The organism is Caulobacter sp. SSI4214, from assembly GCF_012184455.1.
Classification (GTDB): domain Bacteria; phylum Pseudomonadota; class Alphaproteobacteria; order Caulobacterales; family Caulobacteraceae; genus Caulobacter; species Caulobacter vibrioides_E.
In genome coordinates this window covers 1-22400 of sequence record NZ_SZWJ01000066.1, presented here as the reverse complement: position 1 = coordinate 22400, position 22400 = coordinate 1, and the positions used below count along the sequence as shown (strand labels likewise).

Genomic DNA, 22400 nt, shown 5'->3' with positions numbered 1-22400 from the left:
CACCGCAGGCCTCCGGTCTTCGCCTAACGAAAAGGGCCCGCATCGGCGGATGCGGGCCCGTCTCTCCAGCGTGGGAACGCGGAACTACCCTTCCACGAACACCTTCTTCAGCTCGTTCTTCATGATCTTGCCGTTGGCGTTGCGCGGCAGGGTCTCGGGCCAGAACAGCACCTTGACCGGCACCTTGAAGGCCGCCAGGCGGTCGGCCACGAAAGCGCGCAGCTCGGCTTCGGTGGCTTCCGCGCCCGGCTTCAGGGTCACGACCGCCGCCGGCTCCTCGCCGAGCGTCTTGTGCGGGATGCCGACCAGGGCGGCGTCCATGACCGCCGGGTGATCGTAGAGGCAGTTCTCGACCTCGATGCAGTAGATGTTCTCGCCGCCCCGGATCAGCATGTCCTTGGCGCGGTCGATGATGAAGCAGAAGCCCTCTGCGTCCAGGCGCGCCAGGTCGCCGGTGCGCACCCAGCCGTCGACGAAGGTCTGGGCCGTGGCCTCGGGCTTGTTCCAGTAGCCGCGCACGACCTGAGGCCCCTTGCACCACAGCTCGCCCACCTCGCCGATCGGCAGCTCGCGATAGGGCTGATCGACGGTCATGATTTTCAGGTCGGTGACCGGCACGGCCGGGCCGCAGCTGTCGGGACGGTTCTCGTAGTCCTCCGCCGAGTTCGAGGTCGCGGTAGCCGAGGTTTCTGTCATGCCCCAGCCATTGCCGGGCGAGGACTTCGGCCAGATTTCCTTGATCTTGCGCACGAGCTCCGGCGCGGACGGGGCGCCGCCGTAGGCGACGTTCTCGAGCGACGAGAGGTCATAGTTGGCGCGGTTCGGATGCTCGATGATCTGCCAGGCGATCGTCGGGACGCCGCCCATCTGGGTCAGCTTCTCGTCCTGGATCAGCTGCATGGCCTTTTCCGGGTCCCACTTGCGGATCATCGCCAGCTTGGCCCCGGCGAACAGCGAGGGGTTCAGCACCGCGAAACAGCCCGTGGCGTGGAAGAACGGCACCGACAGCAGCGAGCCCTTCTGCGGCAGGCTGGGGTCGGGCTGGGGCGGTGCCTCGCCGCGCCGCAGGAAGGCGCGGGCCGAGGCGGCGGCGGCGGCGAAGATGTTGCTGTTGATATTGCGATGGGTGCCGATGGCCCCCTTCGGCTTGCCCGTCGTTCCCGAGGTATAGAAGATCGTCGCGTCGTCATCGGGCGCGATCGCGACGGTCGGCATCGGCTTCTCGTCCAGCCCCGCCCAGTCGTTGGGGCCGCCGATCACGTTTTCGAGATGGATCACGTAGGGATGGGTGATCTCTTCCCTCGACCGGCTCACATAGACCCGTTGCAGGTCCGGGCAGTTGTGCAGGTGCTCGGCAAGGCGCTCGTAGCGCTCGACGTCGACGATCGCGACCTTGGCCCCCGAGTCCGTCAGGCCGTATTCCAGCTCAGGCCCGGTCCACCAGGCGTTGAGCGGCGTGACGATCGCGCCCAGCGACAGGCCGGCATAGAACGCCACCGGCCATTCGGGCAGGTTGCGCATCACGATCGCCACCCGATCGCCCTTCTGGACGCCAAAGGCCTCCAGCTCGGCGGCCATGTGGGTCACGGCGCGATAGAAGGCCTCGAAGCTGACACGCTCGCCCTCGTGGATCAGGAAGATCTTGTCGCCGTGCGAGCGGCCGAACAGGACGGTGTCGCGAAGGGTCGGCGGCGCGTTCTTCCAGACCCGCGTCTTCACCCCCCGGATCTCGATCTCCTCCATCTCGCCCGGCGTGCCAGGCTGGGTGATCAAGGCGTAGGCCTGCTGAACGGACATCGCGGGCCAAGGGATGGCGGCGGGGGCGGCGGCGGCCTGGGTCATGAATACTCTCCCGGTATGACGTCGCGTCTTGTCTATCGAGCGCGTTCGACGACCAGAGAGCACAGCGCGAAGCCGGATGCAAACGTCCGTTTGACGCTAAGGGATCATTGATAAGTTAGACGGGCCGGCCTGATCGCGACGCGCTCCCAAACGTCGCCGTCCCGCGCTTCATGCGCGGCGCCCGTGGGTCAGCTTTCGCTTGAGAGCGCGAATATTCTCCGCCCGCGCGGCAGACAGATGGGTCCCGCGCACAAGGCGCGGGATGACGGCCCTGCCTTGGAAAGTCCCTACCCCACCGACTCCAGTCGGCTGAGCGCGGCTTCCAGCTTGGCCTTGGCGGCCTCTGCTTCGGCGAGGCGCTCGCGGTTTTCCTCGACGACCTCCTCCTTGGCGCGGGCCAGGAAGTCGGGGTTGCCGAGCTTCTTGTTGACCTTGTCGATCTCGCCGGCGTGACCGGCGATTTCCTTGGTCAGACGCGCCTTCTCGGCCGCCAGGTCGATGAAGTCGGCGATGGCCAGGGCGCCGGTCGCCTCGCCCATCACGATCGGGACCGAGCCCGCCGGCGCGGCCTCGGCCTCGCGGGCGCTGTCGAGGCGCGCCAGGGTCAGCAGCAGGTCGCGGTGACGGGCCAGACGGGCCTTGGTCTCCGGACCGGCGCCGACGACGCTAAGCGCCGGCTTGGCCGACGGCGGCACGTTCATTTCGGCGCGGATCGAGCGGATCTCGCCCACGGTCTCGACCAGCCAGCCGATCTCGGCCTCGGCCTCGGCGTCGATCCATTCGGCCGGCAGCTCAGGCCACTTCGCCGAGATCAGCAGGGTGTCGCGCGCCGGGCCGACGAACTCGGCGGTCTTGCCCCACAGCTCCTCGGTGATGAACGGCATCACCGGGTGCAAGAGCTTCAGGATCACGTCCAGCGCCCAGGCGGCGGTGGCGCGGGTCTCGGCCTTGGCGGCGGCGTCATCGCCGTTCAGGATCGGCTTGGCCAGCTCCAGATACCAGTCACAGAACACGTTCCAGACGAAGCGATAGAGCGCGCCGGCCGCCTCGTCGAACGCCGGCGCCTCCAGGGCCTGGGTGACCTCGGCCACGGTCTTGACCGTCTCGCCGCGGATCCACTTGTTGAGCGGTTGCTGGACGGTCGCCGGATCGAAGCCCTCGACGCGGACGCATTCGTTCATCTGGGCGAAGCGCGAGGCGTTCCACAGCTTGGTGCCGAAGTTGCGATAGCCCTCGATCCGCTGCTTGGAGAGCTTGATGTCGCGCGCCTGGCCCGACATCGCCGTCAGGGTGAAGCGCACCGCGTCGCAGCCCAGCTCGTCGATCAGGATCAGCGGATCCATCACGTTGCCCTTGGACTTGCTCATCTTGGCGCCCTTCTCGTCACGGACGAGGGCGTTGATGAAGACCTGCTTGAACGGCGCTTCGCCCATGAAGTGGATGCCCATCATCATCATCCGGGCGACCCAGAAGAAGATGATGTCGAAGCCCGTCACCAGGGTGCTGGTCGGGTAGAACTTGGCGAGGTCGGCGGTCTTCTCGGGCCAGCCCAGGGTCGAGAACGGCCACAGGGCCGAGCTGAACCAGGTGTCGAGGACGTCTTCGTCGCGATAGATCGGCCACAGTCGTTCGTTAGCGGGCTTAATCTGCTGGCTATAGCCAAATTGCTCAGCCTCTGCGGCGTCTTTGACTACGACAACTCCAGCCCCGAAATAGCTCCTTGCTTGCTCAAGAGCCTCCTCTTCCGTCTCCGCGACGAAAATTTCCGGATTGGCCCTGTCAAAGAACAATGTCCCGGCATGGTCAGTTTTGACATGTCCAAACCACGCCGGAATCCGGTGCCCCCACCAGAGCTGCCGCGAAACGCACCAGGGCTCGATGTTGCGCAGCCATTCGAAGTAGGTCTTTTCCCAGTGCTTGGGCTCGAAGACCGTCTCGCCGCTCTCGACGGCCTTCAGGGCCGGCTGGGCCAGGGTCTTGGCGTCGACGTACCACTGGTCGGTCAGGAAGGGCTCGATGACCACGCCCGAACGGTCGCCGTGCGGCACCATGTGCTTGGTCTTCTCGATCGCCTTCAGCCAACCCTCTTCCTCGGCGCGGGCGACGATGGCCTTGCGCGCGACGAAACGGTCCATGCCGATATATTCAGCCGGGACGGCGCCATTGAGCTTGGCCTCGACGGTCAGGATATTGATGACCTCTAGACCCGCGCGCTTGCCGACTTGGAAGTCGTTGAAGTCGTGGGCCGGGGTGATCTTCACCGCGCCCGAGCCCTTGGTCGGGTCGGCGTAGTCGTCGGCGACGATCGGGATGCGGCGGCCGACGATCGGCAGGGTCACGAACTTGCCGACCAGGCCCTTGTAGCGTTCGTCGTCCGGATGGACCGCGACGCCGGTGTCGCCCAGCATCGTCTCCGGACGCGTGGTCGCCACGACGATATAGTCGCGGGTCTCATACTCGGTCGGCTTGCCCTCGTCGTCGAAGGCGATCGGGTGCTGGTAGGTGACGCCGTCGGCCAGCGGATAGGCGAAGTGCCAGTAGGCGCCGTCGACCTCCTTCTGTTCGACCTCGAGATCGGAGATGGCGGTCTGGAACTGCGGGTCCCAGTTGACCAGGCGCTTGTCGCGATAAAGCAAGCCCTGCTTGTAGAGCTGGACGAACACCTTGCGGACGGCGGCCGACAGGCCTTCGTCCAGCGTGAAGCGCTCGCGCGACCAGTCGCACGACGCCCCAAGCCGGCGCAGCTGGTTGGTGATGGCCCCGCCGCTTTCGGCCTTCCATTCCCAGACCTTGTCGACGAAGGCTTCGCGGCCCATGTCGCGGCGGCCGATATTGCCCTGGGCGGCCAGCTGGCGCTCGACGACCATCTGGGTGGCGATGCCCGCGTGGTCGGTGCCCGGCAGCCAGAGGGCGGCCTTGCCGCGCATCCGGTGGAAGCGGGTCAAGACATCCTGCAGCGTGTTGTTCAGCGCGTGGCCGATATGCAGGCTGCCCGTCACGTTCGGCGGCGGGATGACGATGACGAACGGCTCGGCGTTCGGGTCCTCGCTGGGCTTGAAGGCCCCGGAGGCCTCCCAGGCGGCGTAAAGGCGGGGTTCGACGGATTTGGGATCGAAGGTTTTTTCGAGCATGGCGGAGCGGATATGCCATCTGCGGCCCAGTCGGGAAACCGGCGGGCCTGGGTTTTCTGACGGATTCTGAAACGAAAAAGGCGGCCGCCACGGCGACCGCCTCGATTTCTCGGGTCTTTCGGAAGACTAGACGCCGCGACCGCGCGAAATGCGGTGGACTTCTTCCTCGACCTTGGTCTCGACGATGCGCGGCAGGTTCTGGTCCAGCCACTCCTTGAGCAGCGGGCGCAGCAGCTCGCGTACGACATCTTCCAGGGTGCGGCCGTCCTTGGGCATCAGCAGGGCCGAGCTCAGGCTGCCGAAGGCCGACGCCGCCGCCGAGGCGGCGTGATCGCCGACCAGCTTGTCGGCGATGTCGTCATGATTGAACACCGGCGCGGGCGCGGCGGGGGGCGGCGTGTGGACGGGGGCCGGCTCCGGCGGCGAATAGACGTCGAGGTCGCCGACGGTTTCCAGCGGCGGGTGCTCGGGCTCCGGCTCGGGCTCCGGCGAAATCGGGTCCGTCAGTTCGAGAACATCATCCTCGACATGCTCCGGCTCGGGCGGCGGAGGCGGCGGCGCGGCCTCGGCGGCAGGCTCCGCGGGCGCGTCATCCTCCGAGATGATGCGCCGGATGGAGGCGAGGATTTCCTCCATCGTAGGTTCTTGAGAGCTCTGATCGGACATGTGCGAGGCCGTCGTAAAGAGGTACGAATCCTTGCGCGCCTTGGGGCGCGCTTAGCCGGGATGGTGCAGACTTGAGCGTCTTAAGCAAGCTCAAGGATTCGTTGTGGGCTGAATCGACGCGGCGCGAGGCCTACTTCGGCGCGACTTTGGACCCCGTCGAGGGCGCGCCGACCTTGTCGATCGCCTCGACGATCGGCTCCCACGGCGTCCAGCCGACGCCATGCGTGACACGATCATACGAGACCTTGGGGTCGTAGGTCTTGGTGTCGGCCGCCAGCTTGCCGACGTCCAGCTGGCCCATGGCCTGCAGCACGATGGCGCTGGCCACGTACTCGTCGCGGCGAGCGCCGACCAGCGCGACCTCGGCGTTCGACAGTTCCAGCTGAGCGTTCAGCACGTCCAAGGTCGTGCGCAGACCGACCTGCTGCTCCTGACGCACGCCTTCGAAGGCGATGCGCGTGGCGCGGACCTGCTCCTGGTTCGACACCAGATTGGCGCGCGACGCCAGCAGGTTGCTCCAGGCGTTGGAGACCTGCTGGATGGCGGTGCGCTTGGCGCTTTCGGTCGCGCCGCGCGCGACATTCTCGCGCTCGGTGGCGGCGCGCACCTGAGAGGTCGTCAGACCGCCGGTGAAGATCGGGATCGACGCGGTCACCGCGCCAGTGACCGCGTGGTTGTAGTCGTCGAACTGGCTGCCGACGCCGGCGGCGCGCTGCGCCGCATAACCCAGCGAGGCGCTGGCCGAGACCGTCGGACGATAGCCGGCCTTGGCCACGGCGACACGCGCGGCGGCGGCCTGCTCGGCGTATTGCGCGGCAGTGACGCTGGGATTGCGCGACTGGGCCGCCTCGAACGCCTGGTCCACCGCCCCGGGCAGCAGCCCGGCCAGCGACGGCTCGGGGGCCAGGTCGCCAGGGCTTTGGCCGACAACGGCGGCATAGGCCGCGCGGCTGACCTCCAGCTGGGCCTGGGCCGAGGACAGACCGGCCCGGGCGGCCGCCAGGCGCGCCTGCGACTGGGCCACGTCGGTGCGGGTGATCTCGCCCACGTCGAAGCGGGCGTTCGACTCATCCAGCTGACGCGTCAGGACCGCCACGTTTTCCTTGGCGATGCGCAGGCGCTCCTGGTCGCGGCGGACATCGACATAGGCCTGGACGACATTGGCCAGCACGCCCTGCTCGACGGCGCGAAGGCTCTCGCGCGCCGACAGCACGTCGGCCTCGGCGGCGGTCAGGTTGGCGCTGGCGCGTCCGCCCGTGTAGAGCGGCTGCGAGATCGACAGGGTCGCGCTGCTGCTCGAGGCCTTGAGATCGGGACCGACAGGCTGCCCGGTGTTCGAACCGGCCACCTGCAACTGACCGCCCACGGTGGGCCGGAAGCCCGTCCTGGCCTGAACGACGTTTTCGTCGGTGATGCGCGTGCTGGCGCGCTGCTGCTGCAGGGTCGGGTTGGTCTGATAGGCCAGCGCGATGGCGTCAGCCAGGGTCTCGGCGTGCGCGGCGCCGACCGCGCCCACCATGAGGCCCGCGCTGCAAACGGCGGCCAGCCACCCGGCCCGTCGACGGTTCGACATCAAAATTCTATCCCCAATCGCGCGACGCGCGCGCCACAATATGAGGGCGTGTAATTCCGACCGCCAGCCGCCGCTAGTTAAGCTTTTTTCACGCGCACGTTGCGGCGTCTGCGCCGGGGGGAACCCGCGCGGGCGCTGCCGTCCGTCAGAAGCTGAAGCTGGGCTCGACCTCGAAGCCGGCCAGGATCGGCGGCGAGGCGTCGAAGTCGAGACGACGGCCCACGCCGTCCTCGGCGCGGAGATAGATGACGGCGCGGCCCACCGGACCCGTGCGCTCGACCACGCCCAGCCGGCCGCCGACCGCGAGGGCGTCCCGCCAGCTCTTCGGCGCGGCGGCGACCGCGCCTTCACAGATGATCACGTCGAAGGTCCCGGCCGGCGCGGTCTTCAGATCGTCCCCCTCCAGGCGAGTGACCGCCAGGCCCATCTTTTCCAGCACGGCGGCGGCGTAGGGCGCGGCGATGGCCAGGGCCTTCTCGCCTTCGCGCGGCTTCAGAGCCTGCAGCAGCTTGCCCACTTCGCGCGGACGAAGCAGCCAGCGCCCCGGGGCGTACTCGATATCGGCGTCGGCATAGGCCAGATAGGCCTTCGAAGGCGGCACGACGGTCTCGCGCGCCACCACCCGCAACGCGTCCTGCAACGGCAGGTCGGTGACGTCGGCGGTGCGAATTTGGCTCTCGACCATGTTCAGCCGCGCGGCGGCGAAGTCGGTGCTCATGGAATCCCTCGAAGGACTGGACTTTCGAGGAGGCTTATAGGTCCGGGCTTGACCGAAACGCAATGCGATCCCAAGCCGCGCGGGCGCCGTTCCCATGTCGCGACGGCCTAAAAAGCGACATCAACTCCAGCCATCCGATCGCGAGCGTTCAAAAGTTCAGCGGATATTCCCTTCCCAAGAACCGTCACCGAACGTTGATTGAACGACTTTCGCCTCTGGGTATACAACAATCCGGGCGGGTAAGACCGCCCCAGGGGGGAAGCATTTCAATATTGTGGCTTCGTGGGGAAATGCCATGTCCAACGCGCCCTTGGTGCTCGCGCTCGCGATCATTGCGCTTGTGCTGATTTATCTGTCGCCGCATTTCGACGATGCTCTTCGCAAGGCCTATGGCCGTTGGCGTCGCCGACAGCGTGAAGCGCGGGAAGAACGCGAGCGTCGAGAACGCCTGGAGCGTCGTCAGCGCGAGTCGCCGCAATAAGGCGGCAAAAAGGCGGTCGGCGGAACCATTTGCCGTCGGCGGAACTGTTGTCGAGCGGACCAGCGCCGCGTTCCAGTTCCTCCGTGCAAGGTCCGTCTCATGAAGATCGCCCAGGTCACTCCCCTCTACGAGGCTGTTCCCCCGCGCCTCTACGGCGGCACCGAACGGGTCGTGGCGCACCTGACCGACGCCCTCGTCGACCTGGGCCATGAGGTCACGCTCTTCGCCAGCGCGGACGCCCAGACCAAGGCCCGTCTGGTCGCCACCCGCGATCAGGCCATTCGCCTGGACCCCGCCCCCCTGAAATCGGATCTCGCCGCCCACCTCGCCCAGATCGCCGAGGTCCGCGCCCTCGCCGACAGCTTCGACGTCATCCACTTTCATACCGACATGGTGCAGTTTCCGTTCTTCGCCGACCGCGCCGAGCGGACCCTGACGACCCTGCACGGGCGTCTGGACCTGAAGGACCTGCCCGCGGTCTACAAGCGCTGGCCGCAGTTCCCGCTGGTCTCGATCAGCGACGACCAGCGCCGCCCCCTGCCGTTCGCCAACTGGGCCGGCACGGTCCACCACGGCATGAACGCCGATCTCTACCACTTCAGCCCGAAGAGCGACGGCTACCTGGCCTTCCTGGGGCGTATCTCGCCCGAGAAGCGGCCCGACCGGGCGATCATGCTGGCCAAGCGCCTGAGCCGGAAACTGAAGATCGCCGCCAAGGTCGATCCGGCCGACCGATCCTATTTCGAGGACAAGATCGCCCCGATGATCCTGGGCGATCCGCTGATCGAGTTCATCGGCGAGATCGGCGACCACCAAAAGTCCGCCTTCCTGGGCGGGGCCGACGCCCTGCTGTTCCCGATCGACTGGCCGGAGCCCTTCGGACTGGTGATGATCGAGGCCATGGCCTGCGGCACGCCGGTCGTGGCCTATGCCTGCGGTTCGGTGCCCGAGGTGATCGATCCCGGCGTCACGGGTTTCATCGTTCGCGACGACGACGAGGCCGCCGACGCCATCCTTCGCGTCGACGGTCTGGATCGAAAACGCGTTCGTCTGCGTTTCGAGGAACGGTTCTCGTCCGAGGCGATGGCTCGGCGGTACGTGGCGCTGTACGAACGACTGTGCGGCGGTCACGCCGTCTATCCCTCCCTCGTCGAGTTGGCGCAAAGCGCCTGACGACATGAAGGAGGGGTCATGGAGACTCTCGCGCCGGCGCTGGAAGCTCCGGTCGACTACGGCGTGACGGCGGAGGTTCGCGCGCCACAGAATCTCTACGCCCTCAAGGACAAGGACACGTTCATCGTCGCCGATCAGTTCGGCGACATCGCCGGCCTGGGCGATGGGCTGTTCCACAACGACACCCGGATATTGTCGCTGTTTCGCCTGACCCTGGGCGGCCGCGCGCCCTCCCTGCTGTCGGCGGCCGTGGCGCACGACAATGTCTTCTTCACCTGTAATGGCGCCAACCAGGCCCTGCCCTACCCCGGCGGTCCGATGGGGCCGCCGGGCGTGCTGCATATCGAGCGCAAGCGCTTCTTGTGGGGCGAGCGACTGTTCGAGCGGATTCGCTGCGTCAACTACAGTCGCGACACCGTCCTGCTGCCCCTGACCCTCGAGTTCGACGCCGACTTCAAGGACATGTTCGAGGTGCGCGGCGCGCATCGCCCCCGACGCGGCGTGAAGGGCCCGCCGCATATCGACGGTCGACGGGTGGCCTACAGCTATATCGGCCTGGATGGCGTGGAGCGCTCCTCGTACATCGCCTTCTCGGACGCGCCGTATCGCCTGGGCCCGCACAAGGCCGAGTTCATGTTCACCTTGCAGGCCGAGGGCGAGACGGACCTTTATCTGGAAATCGGCGTGGTCGACGGCCACATGCCCAGCCGCGAGCGCTTTCGCGACGCGGCCGCCCGCGCCCGCTGGGACATGCGCTCGCGCCGACGGCACGGAGCGCGTCTGAACAGTTCCGGACGCCTGTTCAACGAGTGGCTGGGCAAGTCCCGCTCGGATCTGGCCCTGCTGACCACGCGGATGGAGACCGGCCCCTATCCCTATGCCGGCATCCCCTGGTTCTCGACCGCCTTCGGGCGCGACGCCATCATCACCGCCTGGCAGATTCTCTGGTTCGAGCCGTCATTGGCCAAGGGCGTGCTGCGCTACCTCGCCGCGCACCAGGCCCTCGAGCGCTCCAGCTTCCGCGACAGCGCGCCCGGCAAGATCATGCACGAGACCCGCAAGGGCGAGATGCCGGCGCTGGGCGAGGTGCCGTTCGGCCGCTACTATGGCGGGGTCGACACCACGCCGCTGTTCGTGGCCCTGGCCGGCGCCTATCAGGCCCGCACCGGCGACAACGCGCTGATCGACGCGCTGTGGCCAGCCCTGCTGCGCGCCATGCATTGGATCGAGCACGACGGCGACAGCGACGGCGATGGCCTGATCGACTACGCGCGCGGTCAGGACAGCGGGCTGTCCAACCAGGGCTGGAAAGATAGCGAGGACTCGGTGTTCCACGCCGACGGTCGCTACCCGTCCGGCCCCATCGCCCTGGTCGAGGTGCAGGGCTACGCCTTCGCCGCCTATCGCGAGATGGCCCGTCTGGCCGAGCGGCGGGGCGAGATCGGTCAGGCGGCGCTCTGGCGCCAGAAGGCCGCCGCCCTGCGCGAAAAGGTGGAACGGCTCTTCTGGATGGACGAGCGCGGCTATTACGGCATCGCCATCGACGGCCAGGGGCGGCTCTGCCGGGTGTTGTCGTCCAATCCGGGCCATCTGCTGTTCTGCGGCCTGCCCTCGCCCGATCGCGCCCGCAAGGTCACCGACCAGCTGCTGTCGACCGCCTTCAACTCGGGCTGGGGGCTAAGGACCCTGGCCGCCGGCGAGGCGCGCTTCAACCCAATCAGCTATCACAACGGTTCGGTATGGCCGCACGACACGGCGCTGTGCGTCATGGGCCTGTCTCGCTACGGCGAGCGCGACGGCGTGGTCAAGCTGACCTCGGCCCTGTTCGAGACCGCCAGCCGGATGGGGATGCGCCTGCCGGAGCTGTTCTGCGGCTTTCCCCGCTCGGCCGGCGAACCTCCGGTGGCCTATCCGGTGGCCTGCCTGCCCCAGGCCTGGGCGGCCGGATCGGTGTTCATGATGCTGCAAGCCTGTCTCGGCATCACGATCGACGCCAATCGCGGCGAGATCATCCTGGTCGATCCGCGCCTGCCCATCGGCATCGACCGGCTGAAGGTCGAGCGCCTGCGCGTTGGCTCAGAGATGGTCGACCTGACCTTCGAGCGCCAAGGCGATCGCGTTTCGGTCCACGCGGACGGCGGCGCGCCGCTGACGATCCGGTCGAAGCCGTCGTGGGATTGATGTGGGAAGCCCCCGCTCGGCGGGGGAGTGGCTCCGCGGGTAGGATTCGAACCTACGACCAGCCGGTTAACAGCCGGCTGCTCTACCACTGAGCTACCGCGGAACAGGTCGCTCTCAAGAGAGGCCGCGTGATAGCGACCGCTTCGAGTCGATGCAAGCCATGAAGATCGGGTTTCGCGAAACGCGATGACGCGGACTCTCAGCCCGATCAAGTCGCTGCTTTTTTGGAAAGCTCCTGCGAGAGGAGGAGTGGCTCCGCGGGTAGGATTCGAACCTACGACCAGCCGGTTAACAGCCGGCTGCTCTACCACTGAGCTACCGCGGAACAGGTCGCTCTCAGAAGAGGCCGCGTGATAGCCGCCTCGCCGCGCCGATGCAAGCGCCTAATTTCGAAAAAACAGCCCGACCTCGCGGCCGGGCTGGCAAAGTCAGTGATGGTGGGTGCCTTCAAAGAAGACACCTGAAAAATCGGCCCGTTATGGTTAACGAGACCTTAATTTTCGCCGTCTCGGCCAAAAGGTCGCGGGCGCCCCGCGCTCCTCACGGACGCGCGGGACTGTTGAGGCCGCGCTGCACCGCCGGCCGCGCCAAGCCCGCTTCCAGCCAGCGCGGCACATGCTTCAGAGCGCCATAGTCGACCAGGTCGCCAGCCTCGTAGAAGCCCACCAGATTCCTCACCCAGCCCAGGGTGGCGATGTCGGCGATGGTGTAGTCGTCGCCCATGATCCAGGTTCGCGACGCCAGACGCTCCTCCAGCACGCCCAGCAGGCGCTTGCTTTCGGCGGCGTAGCGGTCGCGGGGACGCTTGTCCTCGTAGTCCTTGCCCGCGAACCTGTGGAAGAAGCCCAGCTGGCCAAACATCGGGCCGATGGCGGCCATCTGGAAGAAGACCCACTGCAGGGTCTCATAGCGCGCCGCCGGATCGGTCGGCAGGAAGCGGCCGGTCTTTTCGGCCAGATAGACAAGGATCGCGCCGGACTCGAACAGGCCCAGCGGCTGGCCGCCGGGACCATCGGGATCGATGATCGCCGGGATCTTGCCGTTCGGATTCAGCGACAGAAATTCCGGACCCCACGTCTCGTTCTTGCCGATGTCGATCAGGTGCGGCTCGTAAGGAAGACCCGTCTCCTCCAGCATGATCGAGACCTTCACCCCGTTGGGCGTCGGCAGCGAATAGAGCTGGATGCGGTCGGGATGCTGGGCGGGCCAGCGCTTGGTGATCGGAAAGGCGGCTAGATCCGTCATGCGATAGGCCCTCTTGAACAGAAAACGCGCCCCGCATTTGGCGAGCCGCCCTCTGCTTTTCCAGAGGCGCGTCGAGCCCAAAGCGAGGACGAGAAGCCCCGTCCCCTTTGACCCGAGCGCGAACATCGCTATCCGAAAGATGGATAAGACGCCGGGGGGCTAGGAATTCATCATGACGACCGCGAACGACCATTGGCCGGCCACGCTGCAGCGCGTGGTCGCGACGCTGGATTTCGAACTCGCGAACAAGGACCCGGCCAAACCCGAGATCCGCGGCAAAACCAGGGGCGACACCGGGCAGTTGCCCGCCCTGGTCAGTCTGGCCGTCAAGGCCGCGCTCGAACTGGACAAGCGGGTCGGGTCCTCGGACAGCGAGGCGCCGGTCGATCGCAAGGCCATACTAGCCCGCATGGATCTTGTCCGCGCCCTGAGCGCCGCCACGCGCGATAGCGCGCAAGGCATGTTCGTGCCTGGCTACGCCACCGCCTATCGGATGGAACTGGCCCGTATCCTATGGACCGGCATCGCGGACGCCCCGCGTCGCCGGCTGGAAGAGCTGGCCGGGGTCAACGCCACGCCGGGGGGTTAAGGCAGGCTACCAGGCGCCGACATTGGGCATCGAGGCCCAAGGCTCGGCCGGCTCCAGGCTGCCGTCCTGCAGCAACTCGACCGAAATGCCGTCCGGCGAGCGCACGAACGCCATATGGCCGTCTCGCGGCGGGCGATTGATCGTCACGCCCATGTCCGCCAGCCGCTGGCAGGTCTCGTAGATGTTGTCGACCCGATAGGCCAGGTGGCCGAAATTGCGCCCGCCCTGGTACTCTTCGTCGTCCCAGTTGTAGGTCAGCTCGACCAGCGGGGCCTTGCGTTCCTTGGCGGCCTCCAGGTCCTCCGGCGCGGCGAGGAAAACCAGGGTGAAGCGCCCCTTCTCGTTCTCCATGCGATACGCCTCGCGGAGCCCCAGGCCGTCGCAATAGAACCGCAGAGAGGCGTCCAGATCGCGGACGCGGACCATGGTGTGCAGATAGCGCAAGGCGGAACTCCCTGGATGGCGGTCGGGTCCGGTATAGCCCCCGGCTCGCGACAAGAAAAACACTCTAGACGGGCTCGCGCTCCCGCGTCTGGCGACGCCAGAGGGCCGCGTATTCGCCGCCGGCCTGAAGCAGGACCTCGTGTCGTCCCCGCTCGACCACCCTGCCCCGGCGCAGCACCACGATCTCGTCGGCGTCGGCGATGGTCGACAGGCGGTGCGCCACGACCAGGGTCGTCCGCCCCGCCCGGGCCTTGCGCAAGGTCGCCTGGATGGCCGCCTCGGTGCGCCCGTCCAGCGCGCTGGTGGCCTCGTCCAGGATCAGCACGCGCGGCTGGGCCAGCAGGGCTCGGGCGATGCCGACCCGCTGACGCTCCCCGCCCGACAGCTTCAGGCCGCGTTCGCCGACCTTGGTCGCCATGCCGTCGGGCAGGTTGCGGATGAAGTCGCCCAGTTCAGCGGCTTCGGCCGCGGCCCACACCTCGGCCTCGCCGGCGTCCGGGCGGGCGAAGGCGATATTGGCGGCCAGGGTGTCGTTGAACAGGGCCACGTCCTGCGGAACCAGGGCGATGGCCTGGCGCAGCGAGGCCTGCTTGAGGTCGCGCAGATCGTGGCCGTCCAGCGTCACACGACCGGCCTGGGGGTCGATCATCCGCAAGGCCAGACGCACCAGCGTGGTCTTGCCCGCGCCCGAGGGGCCGACAATGGCCACCGTGGTCCCCGGCGCGACGGTCAAGGAGACGTCCGATAGACCTTCCGAGCGCGCGTCGTGGCGGAACGAGACGTTGTCGAAGGCCACCGCGCCGCCGCGCTGGTCGGCGCGGGGCGGCAAGTCGCGCGCGCCCGGCGCGTCGGCCACATCGGCGGTCTGGCGACGCAGGTCCAGCATCGCCTCCATGTCGATCAGCGACTGGCGGATCTCGCGATAGGCGAAGCCGAGGATGTTCAGCGGCGCATAGAGGTTGATCAGGATCAGAACGGCGGCGGTGACGTCGCCCGGACCGATCTTGCCGGCGGCGGCCTCGGCGCCCGCCAGCACGGCCATGCCGCCCAGCCCCAGGCTCATCACCGCCGACTGGATCAGGTTCAGAAGGTTCAGCGAATTGGTCGCCTTGATCTGCGCCTCGCCATAGCGGTCCAACGCGCCGGCATAGCCGCCGACGGCGCGCGCCTCGCCGCCGAACGACTTGACGGTCTCGTAGTTCAGCAAGGCGTCGACCGCCCGCCCGGCCGCCTCGGCGTCGGCCTCGTTCAGGGCGCGACGGTGACCGATGCGCCAGTCCGAGATAGCGAAGGTCAGATAGCCGTAAAGCGCCACCGTCCCCATCGCCACGGCCGCGAACCGCCAGTCATAAGCCTTGGCCAGCACGACGGCCGCCATGATCAGCTCGACGCCCGTGGGCGCCAGGTTGAACACCAGGCTGCGCAGCAGAAAGTCCATCGACCGCGCGCCGCGATCGATCACCCGCGACAGCGAGCCGGTGCGCTTGGACTGGTGGAAGTCCATCGACAGGGACAGGGCGTGCGAAAAGGTCTCGACCGCGGCGCGGTTCTGCGCGGCCTGGGCCACCGGCGTGAAGATGGTGTCACGCGCTTGGGGAGCGGCCGCGGCGACGAAGCGCACGAAGGCCCAGCCCGCCGCCAGGCCGGCGAAGGCCCAGGTCACCCCTACGGCCGCGCCATGGCCGGCGGACAGATGGTTGACGGCCTTACCCAGCATAAGCGGCGCCAGAACGCCCAGCGCCTTGCCCGACAGGGTCAGAACAAGGGCGACGGTCACGCGCCAACGCAGACCGGGCGCCCGCGAGCGCGCCACCAGCCGGACGAGATCGCCCATCGCGGCCCAGAACCTGACCGGCTGGTCAGCCGCCGCGATGGCGCCGGGCGTGGCGGCGCGGCTGGCGGAGGGCGGCCCGCCCAGGCCCCTCATCGTCCGTCACCGATCAGCAGCGTGGTCTGGACGCCGCCGCCGGGCGTCAACCAGTCGACGCGCCAGCCCGTCGGCGTGCGCTCCGAGCGGACCGGGCCGGCCGTCAGGGGCGCCGGCGATGACACGACGACGCTCACCGCGTCCTCGCCCCCCTCGCCGCCGATCTGGACGTCATGCGCGCCGGGCGCCAGCTGATCGCGCAGCGAGATGTAGAAACGGCCCTGATCGTCGGCGCGCCCGCCGCCCCGCGTCGTGCGGTCGACGCGGACATTGAGCCCCGCCCCCGGCGCCGCCACGCCGGAAACCACCGCCCCGCCCTCGCGATCGACGTCGACCGCCAGGATCTTCGGCGAGGATGACCCGGCCACCAGGCGATAGGCGCCCGCCCCCGCCCGCAGTTGGGCGACGTCGCCGTCCTCCGAGACCATCATGTAGCCCTCGGCCTGGACGGTTCTGCCCGCGTGGGTCTCCGAAAGACCAAACAGGCGCACGCCCGGCCGGATGGGCAGGGTCAGGCTCCAATGGCCGGCGGGATCGGCGCTGGTCTTGACGGTCTCGCCGGTCGGCGCGCGCAGCCGCACCTCGGCCTTGGGCGTGGCCTGGCCCGCGAGAGTGACCTGACCGGACGCGCGGCCGACGCTCTCAACCGTGGGCGGCGCCAGATAGCCGGCCTCGGCGCTGTCGGGCTTGCTGTGCTCCTCGGGCGTCACCGGCGCGCCGTCGCCGCAGGCGGCCAGCATCGCCGCCGCGAGTCCCATGGCGACGATCGGCGACTTGAAAGCCTGGAACCGAATCCTGATCATGCGGCCTCAAATAGGAAACTGGCGGGCGGCGCGCATCCTCGCGCGCCGCCGTCTTTGTGTGGAGTGGACGACGATGCCCAACGAGTCTAGCCGCCTGGGCTCCGTCTGCGTCTATTGCGGATCGTCCAACGACGCCGATCCATCCTACATCGCCGACGCGCACCGGATCGGCGAGAGCTTCGCCAAGGCCGGCCTGCGGCTGGTGTATGGCGGCGGCGGGGTCGGACTGATGGGCGCCGCGGCCCGGGGCGCGCACGCCGCCGGCGGCAAGGTGCTGGGCGTCATCCCGACCTTCCTGCGCGGTCGCGAGCAGCCCTTCGACGATGTGGAGACCGTGGTCGTCGACAACATGCACGAGCGCAAGATGATGATGTACGAGCGCTCGGACGCCTTCGTCGTGCTGCCCGGCGGGATCGGCACGCTGGAAGAAATCGTCGAATTGCTATCTTGGCGTCGTTTAGATCTTCACCAAAAGCCGATCGTGTTCCATAACCCGCGCGGTTTCTGGGATCCCTTCTTCGCCCTGATCCGCCACACGATCGACGAGGGCCTGACCCCGCCCAGCCTGGCGAACGCCTGGCGCGCGGTCGAGAAGGCCGAGGACGTCACCCCCGCCCTGCTGTCCTGGGACGCTCAGGTCGCGTCGGCCGGCGAACCCGCCGAACTTAGCCAGTTGACTTAGTTTTCAAAAAAGACGCACTATGGGCATGAGCAAGATGGCGGACGTCCGCCCGCGCTCATGCGCCGGATCTCCCATCCGGCGTGGGGATAGGAGACCAACGAGATGCGTACCGCTGCTTTCGCGGGCCTGATGGCCTGCGCCCTGATAACCGCCCCGGCCTTCGCGGCCGACAACGAAGGCGCTTCGCTGAAGCTGAAGGCCCCGACGACCACCACCAAGTTCATCCACGAAGGTTCGGTCTGGAACTGCGAAGGCGACAGCTGCGCCTCGGCCAAGGTCCAGTCGCTGCCCGTCGCGCGCGCGTGCCGCAAGCTGGCGGGCCAACTGGGCGAAGTGACCGCCTTCAGCTATCGCGGCGTTTCACTGGACGACGCGGCCATCGCCCAATGCAACACGGCGGCCAAGCCCAAGGCCTGAGCCTCGAAAGTCGCGTGAAAAAGAAGGCCTCCGCCGGGGAACCGACGGAGGCCTTTTTCGCGGGGTGTGGGGCCCCTTGGGACTATTTGCGCTCTGTCGAGCTTGACGACGACTTGGCCGGTTTTGGACTCGGCCGCCCCACCAACATTCCCCCGATCAGGGCGAACGAAAGCATGGCGTGGTTCATCTTCGATTCATTCATGGCGGCGTCTCCCAGACATAGCCGTTAGGACCAGGAGACGCGCGCGGCTTACAGGGGTTCACACCCTCCTAGTCGTCAGCGCGTCGAGGGAGATCATGCGCTTTTGCGGGCCCGGCGCAAGCAAAAATAATCCGTATAAGGATCATATCAGCGCACGGACGATGGCCGTCGCGACAGGCTTCCGCACCCAGACAAATGCTCTGTACGCTGATTTATTATTGTGAATCCGAGCGTACATTGGACCGCGTTTTCCCGAGGCCTTGGATGGTCGTCGGGGTCCATGTCGGAAGGGTCCGAAACGCACGTGACAAGCGACTTCCGGGGCCCGACACGCCCGTGTGTCCGTCCAATCGCAGGATTCCGCGCGCGAGCGCGCGGCTCACCGCCTCCATAAAGCATTGTAAGATAATCCCTTCTCGCTCGACGCCACTTGCCAGCCGGCCCAAGTCGGCCATCCGCCGCTGGGCGCAAGGACGAAGCCCAGTTCTCGCGCTCGACCGGCGATCAAGCTTCGCCGCCGGCCGAGACGATCGGGCGTTCAACTCGACGCGCCGCCGCGCCAAGCTTGATCAGCCCGCGACATCGCGAGAGGGCGAGCGCTTCCAAGGGACAGATCTCGCAACGCCCCGGGCCTTCCGAGAACCAGGCAAGAAAAAACCGCCCGCGTCGGGATGACGCAGGCGGTTTAGGGCATTCTAGGCTGCTATTCCGTGCGCCGATTTAGGCGGCGGCGTCGAACGACAGCGACTCATAGCGCTTCAGGTGGTGATCGACCGAGCCGAACAGGCCCTCGATCATGGTGGCGCGCTTGAAGTAGTGGCCAATGGCCAGCTCGTCGGTCATGCCCATGCCGCCGTGGATCTGGATGGCGTTCTGGCCCACGAACTTGCAGGCGCGGCCCACGCGCACCTTCATCGCCGAGACGGCCTTGGCGCGCTCGGCCGCGTCCTCGCCCACCTTGATGGTGGCCATATAGATCATCGACACCGACTGCTCGACCTCGATGAACATGTCGACCATCCGGTGCTGCAGCACCTGGAAGTTGGCGATGGCCGTGCCGAACTGCTTGCGCTGCTTGGCATAGTCCAGCGTGCCCTCGTGCAGCTTACGCAGCACGCCCACGGCCTCGGCGCCGACGGCGGCGGTGGCCTCGTCGATCACCTGGTTGACCAGCGAGAGGCCATCTTCGGAGATCAGCGCGTCGGCCGGAAGCGACACGTTCTCGAAATAGACTTCCGAAGCGCGGTTGCCGTCGACGGTCGGGTAGTCGCGGGTCACGATGCCGGGCAGGCTCTTGTCGACCAGGAACACGCCGACGCCCCCGGCGTCGCGCTGGGCGCCGCCGGTGCGGGCGGTGATGATCAGGTGCGTGGCGAAGGGCGCGCCGACCACCACGGCCTTGTGGCCGTTCAGGGTCCAGCCCGCGCCGTCCTTCTTGGCCGTCGTCTTCAGGTCCTGCCAGGTGTAGCGGGCCTGCGGCTCGGCATAGGCGAAGGCGATAGTGGTGGTCCCGCCGACGATGCCCTCGACGACCGAGGCCGCGCCGGCGTAGCCAGAGTGCTTCATGAAGCCGCCGCCGATCACCACGGTGCCCAGATAGGGCTCGATCACGAGCGCCTTACCGAACTCCTCCATGATGACCATGTTGTCGATCGCGCCGCCGCCCAAGCCGCCCAGCTCCTCGCTGAACGAAGCGCCCAGAATGCCTAGTTCCTCGGCGAACGCCTTCCAGTAGTCGGCGCGCCAGCCAGCGTCGGAACTGACGATCTTGCGGCGGGTCTCGAAGTCGTACTTGTCCTGCAGGAAGCTCGCGACCGTGTCGCGGACCATCGACTGCTCTTCGGTGAAGTTGAAATCCATAGGGAGCGCTTCCTCTTATGGTTCCCCTCCCCCTTGCGGGGAGGGGTTAGGGGTGGGGGTGTCGGCGCCGACGAGCGCCAGGATCTTCTCGATTGCCGAATACGGGTCGTTGATGGCTTGTGAATTGGGAACCCGGATCACCCGATACCCTCGACCCTCCAGCCAAGTTTGGCGTTCGAGGTCACGGGCGGCGATATGGTCCAGGTCGTGAACCGCGCCGTCCACCTCGACAATCAGCCGATGACGATGGCAGACGAAGTCCACGATGTAGGGTCCGAACGGCGCTTGGCGGCGAAAGTGGGATCCGGGGATCTCGACCTTCCTCAGCGCCTTCCAGAACAGCTTTTCCGCCAAGGTCGGCTCGCGACGCATTCGCTTAGCCGAGCGATCGGCTCGGTCGGAATGGTGCAAAGCTCCTGGCGTCCGTGCTGACACCCCCACCCCCAGCCCCTCCCCGCGAGGGGGAGGGGTGCTAGAGTTCTAGTTCAGAGCCCCAGCACCATCTTGGCGATGATGTTGCGCTGGATCTCGTTGGAGCCGCCGTAGATCGACGTCTTGCGGACGTTGAAATAGGTCGGCGCGGCGCGGTGGGCGAAGTCGGGACCGATCGGATGGGCGTTGTCGCCGTCCCTCGGGAAGCCGCGGAAGTACGGCGCGCCGTAGTGGCCGGCGGCTTCCAGCACCAGTTCGGTGATCCGTTGCTGGATTTCCGTGCCCTTGATCTTCAGGACGCTGGACTCCGGACCGGGCCCCTTGCCGGCCGCCTCGCCCGCCAGCGTGCGCAGCTCGGTATATTCCAGCGCCGTCAGGTCGATCTCCAGTTCGGCGACCTTGCGCTTGAACATCGGGTCCTGGATCAGGGCCGAGCCGTCGTCGCCCAGTTCGGTCGAGGCGATCTGGCGGATGCGCTCGATGCCGCGCTTGGAGCGCGCCACGCCGGCGATGCCGCTACGCTCGTGCGCCAGCAGGAACTTGGCGCAGGTCCAGCCCTTGTTTTCCTCGTAGATGCGGTTCTCGACCGGCACCTTGACGTTCTCGAGCCAGACCTCGTTGACCTCGTGCTCGCCGCCCAGGGTGATGATCGGCCGCACGGTCACGCCCGGCGATTTCATGTCGATCAGCAGGAACGAGATGCCTTCCTGGATCTTGGCGTTCGGGTCGGTGCGGACCAGGCAGAAGATCCAGTCGCCATGCTGGGCCATGGTGGTCCAGGTCTTCTGGCCGTTGACCAGATAGTATTCCTTGCCGTCGTCGCCGGTGAAGCGTTCGGCCTTGGTCTTCAGGCTGGCCAGGTCCGAACCGGCGCCCGGCTCGGAATAGCCTTGCGACCACCAGATGTCGCCCGACAGGGTCGGCGGCAGGAAGCGTTCCTTCTGTTCCGGCGTGCCGAAGGTGTAGATCACCGGGCCGACCATGTTGATGCCGAACGGCAGGATCGGCACGCAGTCGGCGCGAGCGGTCTCTTCCGACCAGATGTAGCGCTGCACCGAGGTCCAGCCCGGACCGCCGTACTTCTCCGGCCAGGCCGGAGCGATCCAGCCCTTCTTGGCCAAGACGCGGTGCCAGGACAGGAAATCCTCCTTGGCCATCTCCTCGCCTTCTTCCTGCTTGTCTCGCAGGCCCGCCGGATAGTTCTCGGCGATGAAGGCGCGAACCTCGTCGCGGAAAGCGAGGTCCTCGGGCGAGAAGTCCAGATTCATGGCGGGCTCCCGTTCAATCGGCCCCTCTGCGGGAGGCCGTTATTGCGTTTCGGGAGCCACGATATCGGTCGAACGACCGTTTGGAAAGATGACGTTAGCGTCAACGGAAGTGAATATTATCCGCGTTCACCTAGCCCACCCAAAACCCCGCGGCGGCAAGCCCTATCGGACCTCGCAGGCCAGCTTGACGAGCGCCAGGGCCGAGGCGCCGCCCACCCCTTCCTCGTCCGCGGTATCCAGCGCCAGAAGCGGCCGCTTGTCGAGGATTTCGAGCAGCCGGGCGTGCCCCTTGGCCGGACCGACATGCGCGGCCATGCAGTGTTCGATGGCGGCGGGGTCGACGGCGCGCACGATCGCGGCGGCGGCGCAGGCCGCGTAGCCATCCAGCAGCACCGGAATCTTCTGCACGCGCGCGGCCAGGATGGCTCCGGCGACGGCGGCCGTCTCGCGACCGCCCAGCTGACGGAGGATCTCCAGCGGATCCTCGCCCATGCCCTCGGCCTTGGCGCGCGCCACGGCGGCGGCGACGGGCTCTGGCTGGTCCGACCAGTCCGAGGCCTCGCCGCCGAACAGGGCGAGACAGATCGCTCCGGCGGCGCGGGCGGGCTCGGCGGCAATGACTCCGGGGATCAGCAGGTCCGGCTGCTTGGCCAGGGCCTCCATGCCGAAGGCCATGGTGGCGGCCGCCTCCTTCTCGCTCATCGACGGCTTTTCGACGAAATCCGGCGACGGGCGGTCGATGGCGAGGTCGAAGGCCTCGAGGCCC

Annotated in this window: 20 protein-coding genes and 2 tRNA genes; 6 read left to right on the top strand and 16 right to left on the bottom strand. The window is 67.2% G+C overall.

What is annotated here, in order from left to right; translation table 11 throughout:
- Positions 1-84: 84 nt before the first annotated feature.
- The 5 genes from FCU40_RS16765 to FCU40_RS16745 form a co-directional block, all read right to left on the bottom strand.
- Positions 85-1842 carry a class I adenylate-forming enzyme family protein gene (locus FCU40_RS16765; protein ID WP_168076444.1) on the bottom strand — a complete coding sequence of 586 codons (1758 nt, stop codon included), beginning with the start codon at positions 1840-1842 and terminating at the stop codon, positions 85-87.
- Positions 1843-2129: 287 nt separating this feature from the next.
- Positions 2130-4973: a valine--tRNA ligase gene (locus FCU40_RS16760; protein WP_168076442.1), complete on the bottom strand. Its 2844-nt coding sequence runs from the start codon at positions 4971-4973 to the stop codon at positions 2130-2132.
- Positions 4974-5099: 126 nt separating this feature from the next.
- On the bottom strand, positions 5100-5639 hold the full coding sequence (locus FCU40_RS16755; protein WP_035017348.1) for a DUF2497 domain-containing protein: 540 nt from the start codon (positions 5637-5639) through the stop codon (positions 5100-5102).
- A 130-nt stretch (positions 5640-5769) separates the two neighbouring features.
- Entirely contained in the window at positions 5770-7218 is a 1449-nt protein-coding gene (locus tag FCU40_RS16750) for a TolC family outer membrane protein (protein WP_168076448.1), read from the bottom strand.
- A 139-nt stretch (positions 7219-7357) separates the two neighbouring features.
- On the bottom strand, positions 7358-7930 hold the full coding sequence (locus tag FCU40_RS16745; RefSeq protein ID WP_004620228.1) for a hypothetical protein: 573 nt from the start codon (positions 7928-7930) through the stop codon (positions 7358-7360).
- Between the two features lie 295 nt (positions 7931-8225).
- On the opposite strand from FCU40_RS16745, the gene FCU40_RS16740 reads away from it, so the two are divergent.
- The 3 genes from FCU40_RS16740 to FCU40_RS16730 all read left to right on the top strand — a co-directional run bounded on the left by FCU40_RS16740 (position 8226) and on the right by FCU40_RS16730 (position 11765).
- The gene (locus FCU40_RS16740; protein ID WP_004620231.1) at positions 8226-8411 is read left to right on the top strand and encodes a hypothetical protein; all 186 of its coding nucleotides are present in this window, start codon (positions 8226-8228) and stop codon (positions 8409-8411) included.
- A 99-nt stretch (positions 8412-8510) separates the two neighbouring features.
- On the top strand, positions 8511-9584 hold the full coding sequence (locus tag FCU40_RS16735; protein ID WP_168076436.1) for a glycosyltransferase family 4 protein: 1074 nt from the start codon (positions 8511-8513) through the stop codon (positions 9582-9584).
- Positions 9585-9602: 18 nt separating this feature from the next.
- Complete coding sequence (locus FCU40_RS16730) at positions 9603-11765, top strand: amylo-alpha-1,6-glucosidase (RefSeq protein ID WP_168076434.1); 2163 nt, start codon at positions 9603-9605, stop codon at positions 11763-11765.
- 28 nt (positions 11766-11793) lie between these two features.
- Here the strand turns inward: FCU40_RS16730 and FCU40_RS16725 are convergent.
- The 3 genes from FCU40_RS16725 to FCU40_RS16715 all read right to left on the bottom strand — a co-directional run bounded on the left by FCU40_RS16725 (position 11794) and on the right by FCU40_RS16715 (position 13010).
- Positions 11794-11868: transfer RNA gene (locus FCU40_RS16725), tRNA-Asn, on the bottom strand.
- 147 nt (positions 11869-12015) lie between these two features.
- Positions 12016-12090 (bottom strand) — tRNA-Asn (locus FCU40_RS16720).
- Positions 12091-12305: 215 nt separating this feature from the next.
- A complete protein-coding gene (locus FCU40_RS16715) occupies positions 12306-13010 on the bottom strand; it encodes a glutathione S-transferase N-terminal domain-containing protein (protein WP_168076432.1) in 705 nt (234 codons plus the stop codon).
- Between the two features lie 172 nt (positions 13011-13182).
- Between FCU40_RS16715 and FCU40_RS16710 the strand changes: the two genes are divergently transcribed.
- Positions 13183-13599, top strand: a complete 417-nt coding sequence (locus FCU40_RS16710) for a hypothetical protein (protein WP_004620240.1) — start codon at positions 13183-13185, stop codon at positions 13597-13599.
- A gap of 6 nt (positions 13600-13605) precedes the next feature.
- On the opposite strand, the gene FCU40_RS16705 is transcribed toward FCU40_RS16710, so the two are convergent.
- The 3 genes from FCU40_RS16705 to FCU40_RS16695 all read right to left on the bottom strand — a co-directional run bounded on the left by FCU40_RS16705 (position 13606) and on the right by FCU40_RS16695 (position 16773).
- Positions 13606-14043: a VOC family protein gene (locus FCU40_RS16705; protein WP_004620242.1), complete on the bottom strand. Its 438-nt coding sequence runs from the start codon at positions 14041-14043 to the stop codon at positions 13606-13608.
- A gap of 64 nt (positions 14044-14107) precedes the next feature.
- Positions 14108-15970, bottom strand: a complete 1863-nt coding sequence (locus FCU40_RS16700) for an ABC transporter ATP-binding protein/permease (RefSeq protein WP_168076430.1) — start codon at positions 15968-15970, stop codon at positions 14108-14110.
- Positions 15967-16773, bottom strand: a complete 807-nt coding sequence (locus FCU40_RS16695) for a hypothetical protein (RefSeq protein WP_168076428.1) — start codon at positions 16771-16773, stop codon at positions 15967-15969. The genes FCU40_RS16700 and FCU40_RS16695 overlap by 4 nt, the downstream gene beginning before the upstream one ends.
- Positions 16774-16846: 73 nt before the next feature.
- Here FCU40_RS16695 and FCU40_RS16690 point away from each other — a divergent pair, with 73 nt between their 5' ends.
- Positions 16847-17455 (top strand): TIGR00730 family Rossman fold protein, encoded by a 609-nt coding sequence (locus tag FCU40_RS16690; protein ID WP_004620248.1) that lies wholly within the window; start codon positions 16847-16849, stop codon positions 17453-17455.
- 102 nt (positions 17456-17557) lie between these two features.
- Positions 17558-17872: a hypothetical protein gene (locus tag FCU40_RS16685; protein ID WP_168076426.1), complete on the top strand. Its 315-nt coding sequence runs from the start codon at positions 17558-17560 to the stop codon at positions 17870-17872.
- A gap of 82 nt (positions 17873-17954) precedes the next feature.
- Here FCU40_RS16685 and FCU40_RS16680 read toward each other — a convergent pair whose 3' ends face one another.
- From FCU40_RS16680 to FCU40_RS16660, 5 genes are all read right to left on the bottom strand, one after another.
- Positions 17955-18089 (bottom strand): hypothetical protein, encoded by a 135-nt coding sequence (locus FCU40_RS16680; RefSeq protein ID WP_168076446.1) that lies wholly within the window; start codon positions 18087-18089, stop codon positions 17955-17957.
- Positions 18090-18794: 705 nt separating this feature from the next.
- Positions 18795-19934 carry an acyl-CoA dehydrogenase family protein gene (locus FCU40_RS16675; protein ID WP_168076424.1) on the bottom strand — a complete coding sequence of 380 codons (1140 nt, stop codon included), beginning with the start codon at positions 19932-19934 and terminating at the stop codon, positions 18795-18797.
- 15 nt (positions 19935-19949) lie between these two features.
- Positions 19950-20369 carry an endonuclease domain-containing protein gene (locus tag FCU40_RS16670; protein WP_268743953.1) on the bottom strand — a complete coding sequence of 140 codons (420 nt, stop codon included), beginning with the start codon at positions 20367-20369 and terminating at the stop codon, positions 19950-19952.
- Between the two features lie 50 nt (positions 20370-20419).
- Positions 20420-21634 (bottom strand): acyl-CoA dehydrogenase family protein, encoded by a 1215-nt coding sequence (locus FCU40_RS16665; protein ID WP_168076422.1) that lies wholly within the window; start codon positions 21632-21634, stop codon positions 20420-20422.
- 162 nt (positions 21635-21796) lie between these two features.
- The coding region (locus FCU40_RS16660; protein WP_168076421.1) for a nicotinate-nucleotide--dimethylbenzimidazole phosphoribosyltransferase at positions 21797-22400 on the bottom strand (604 nt) is incomplete at its 5' end.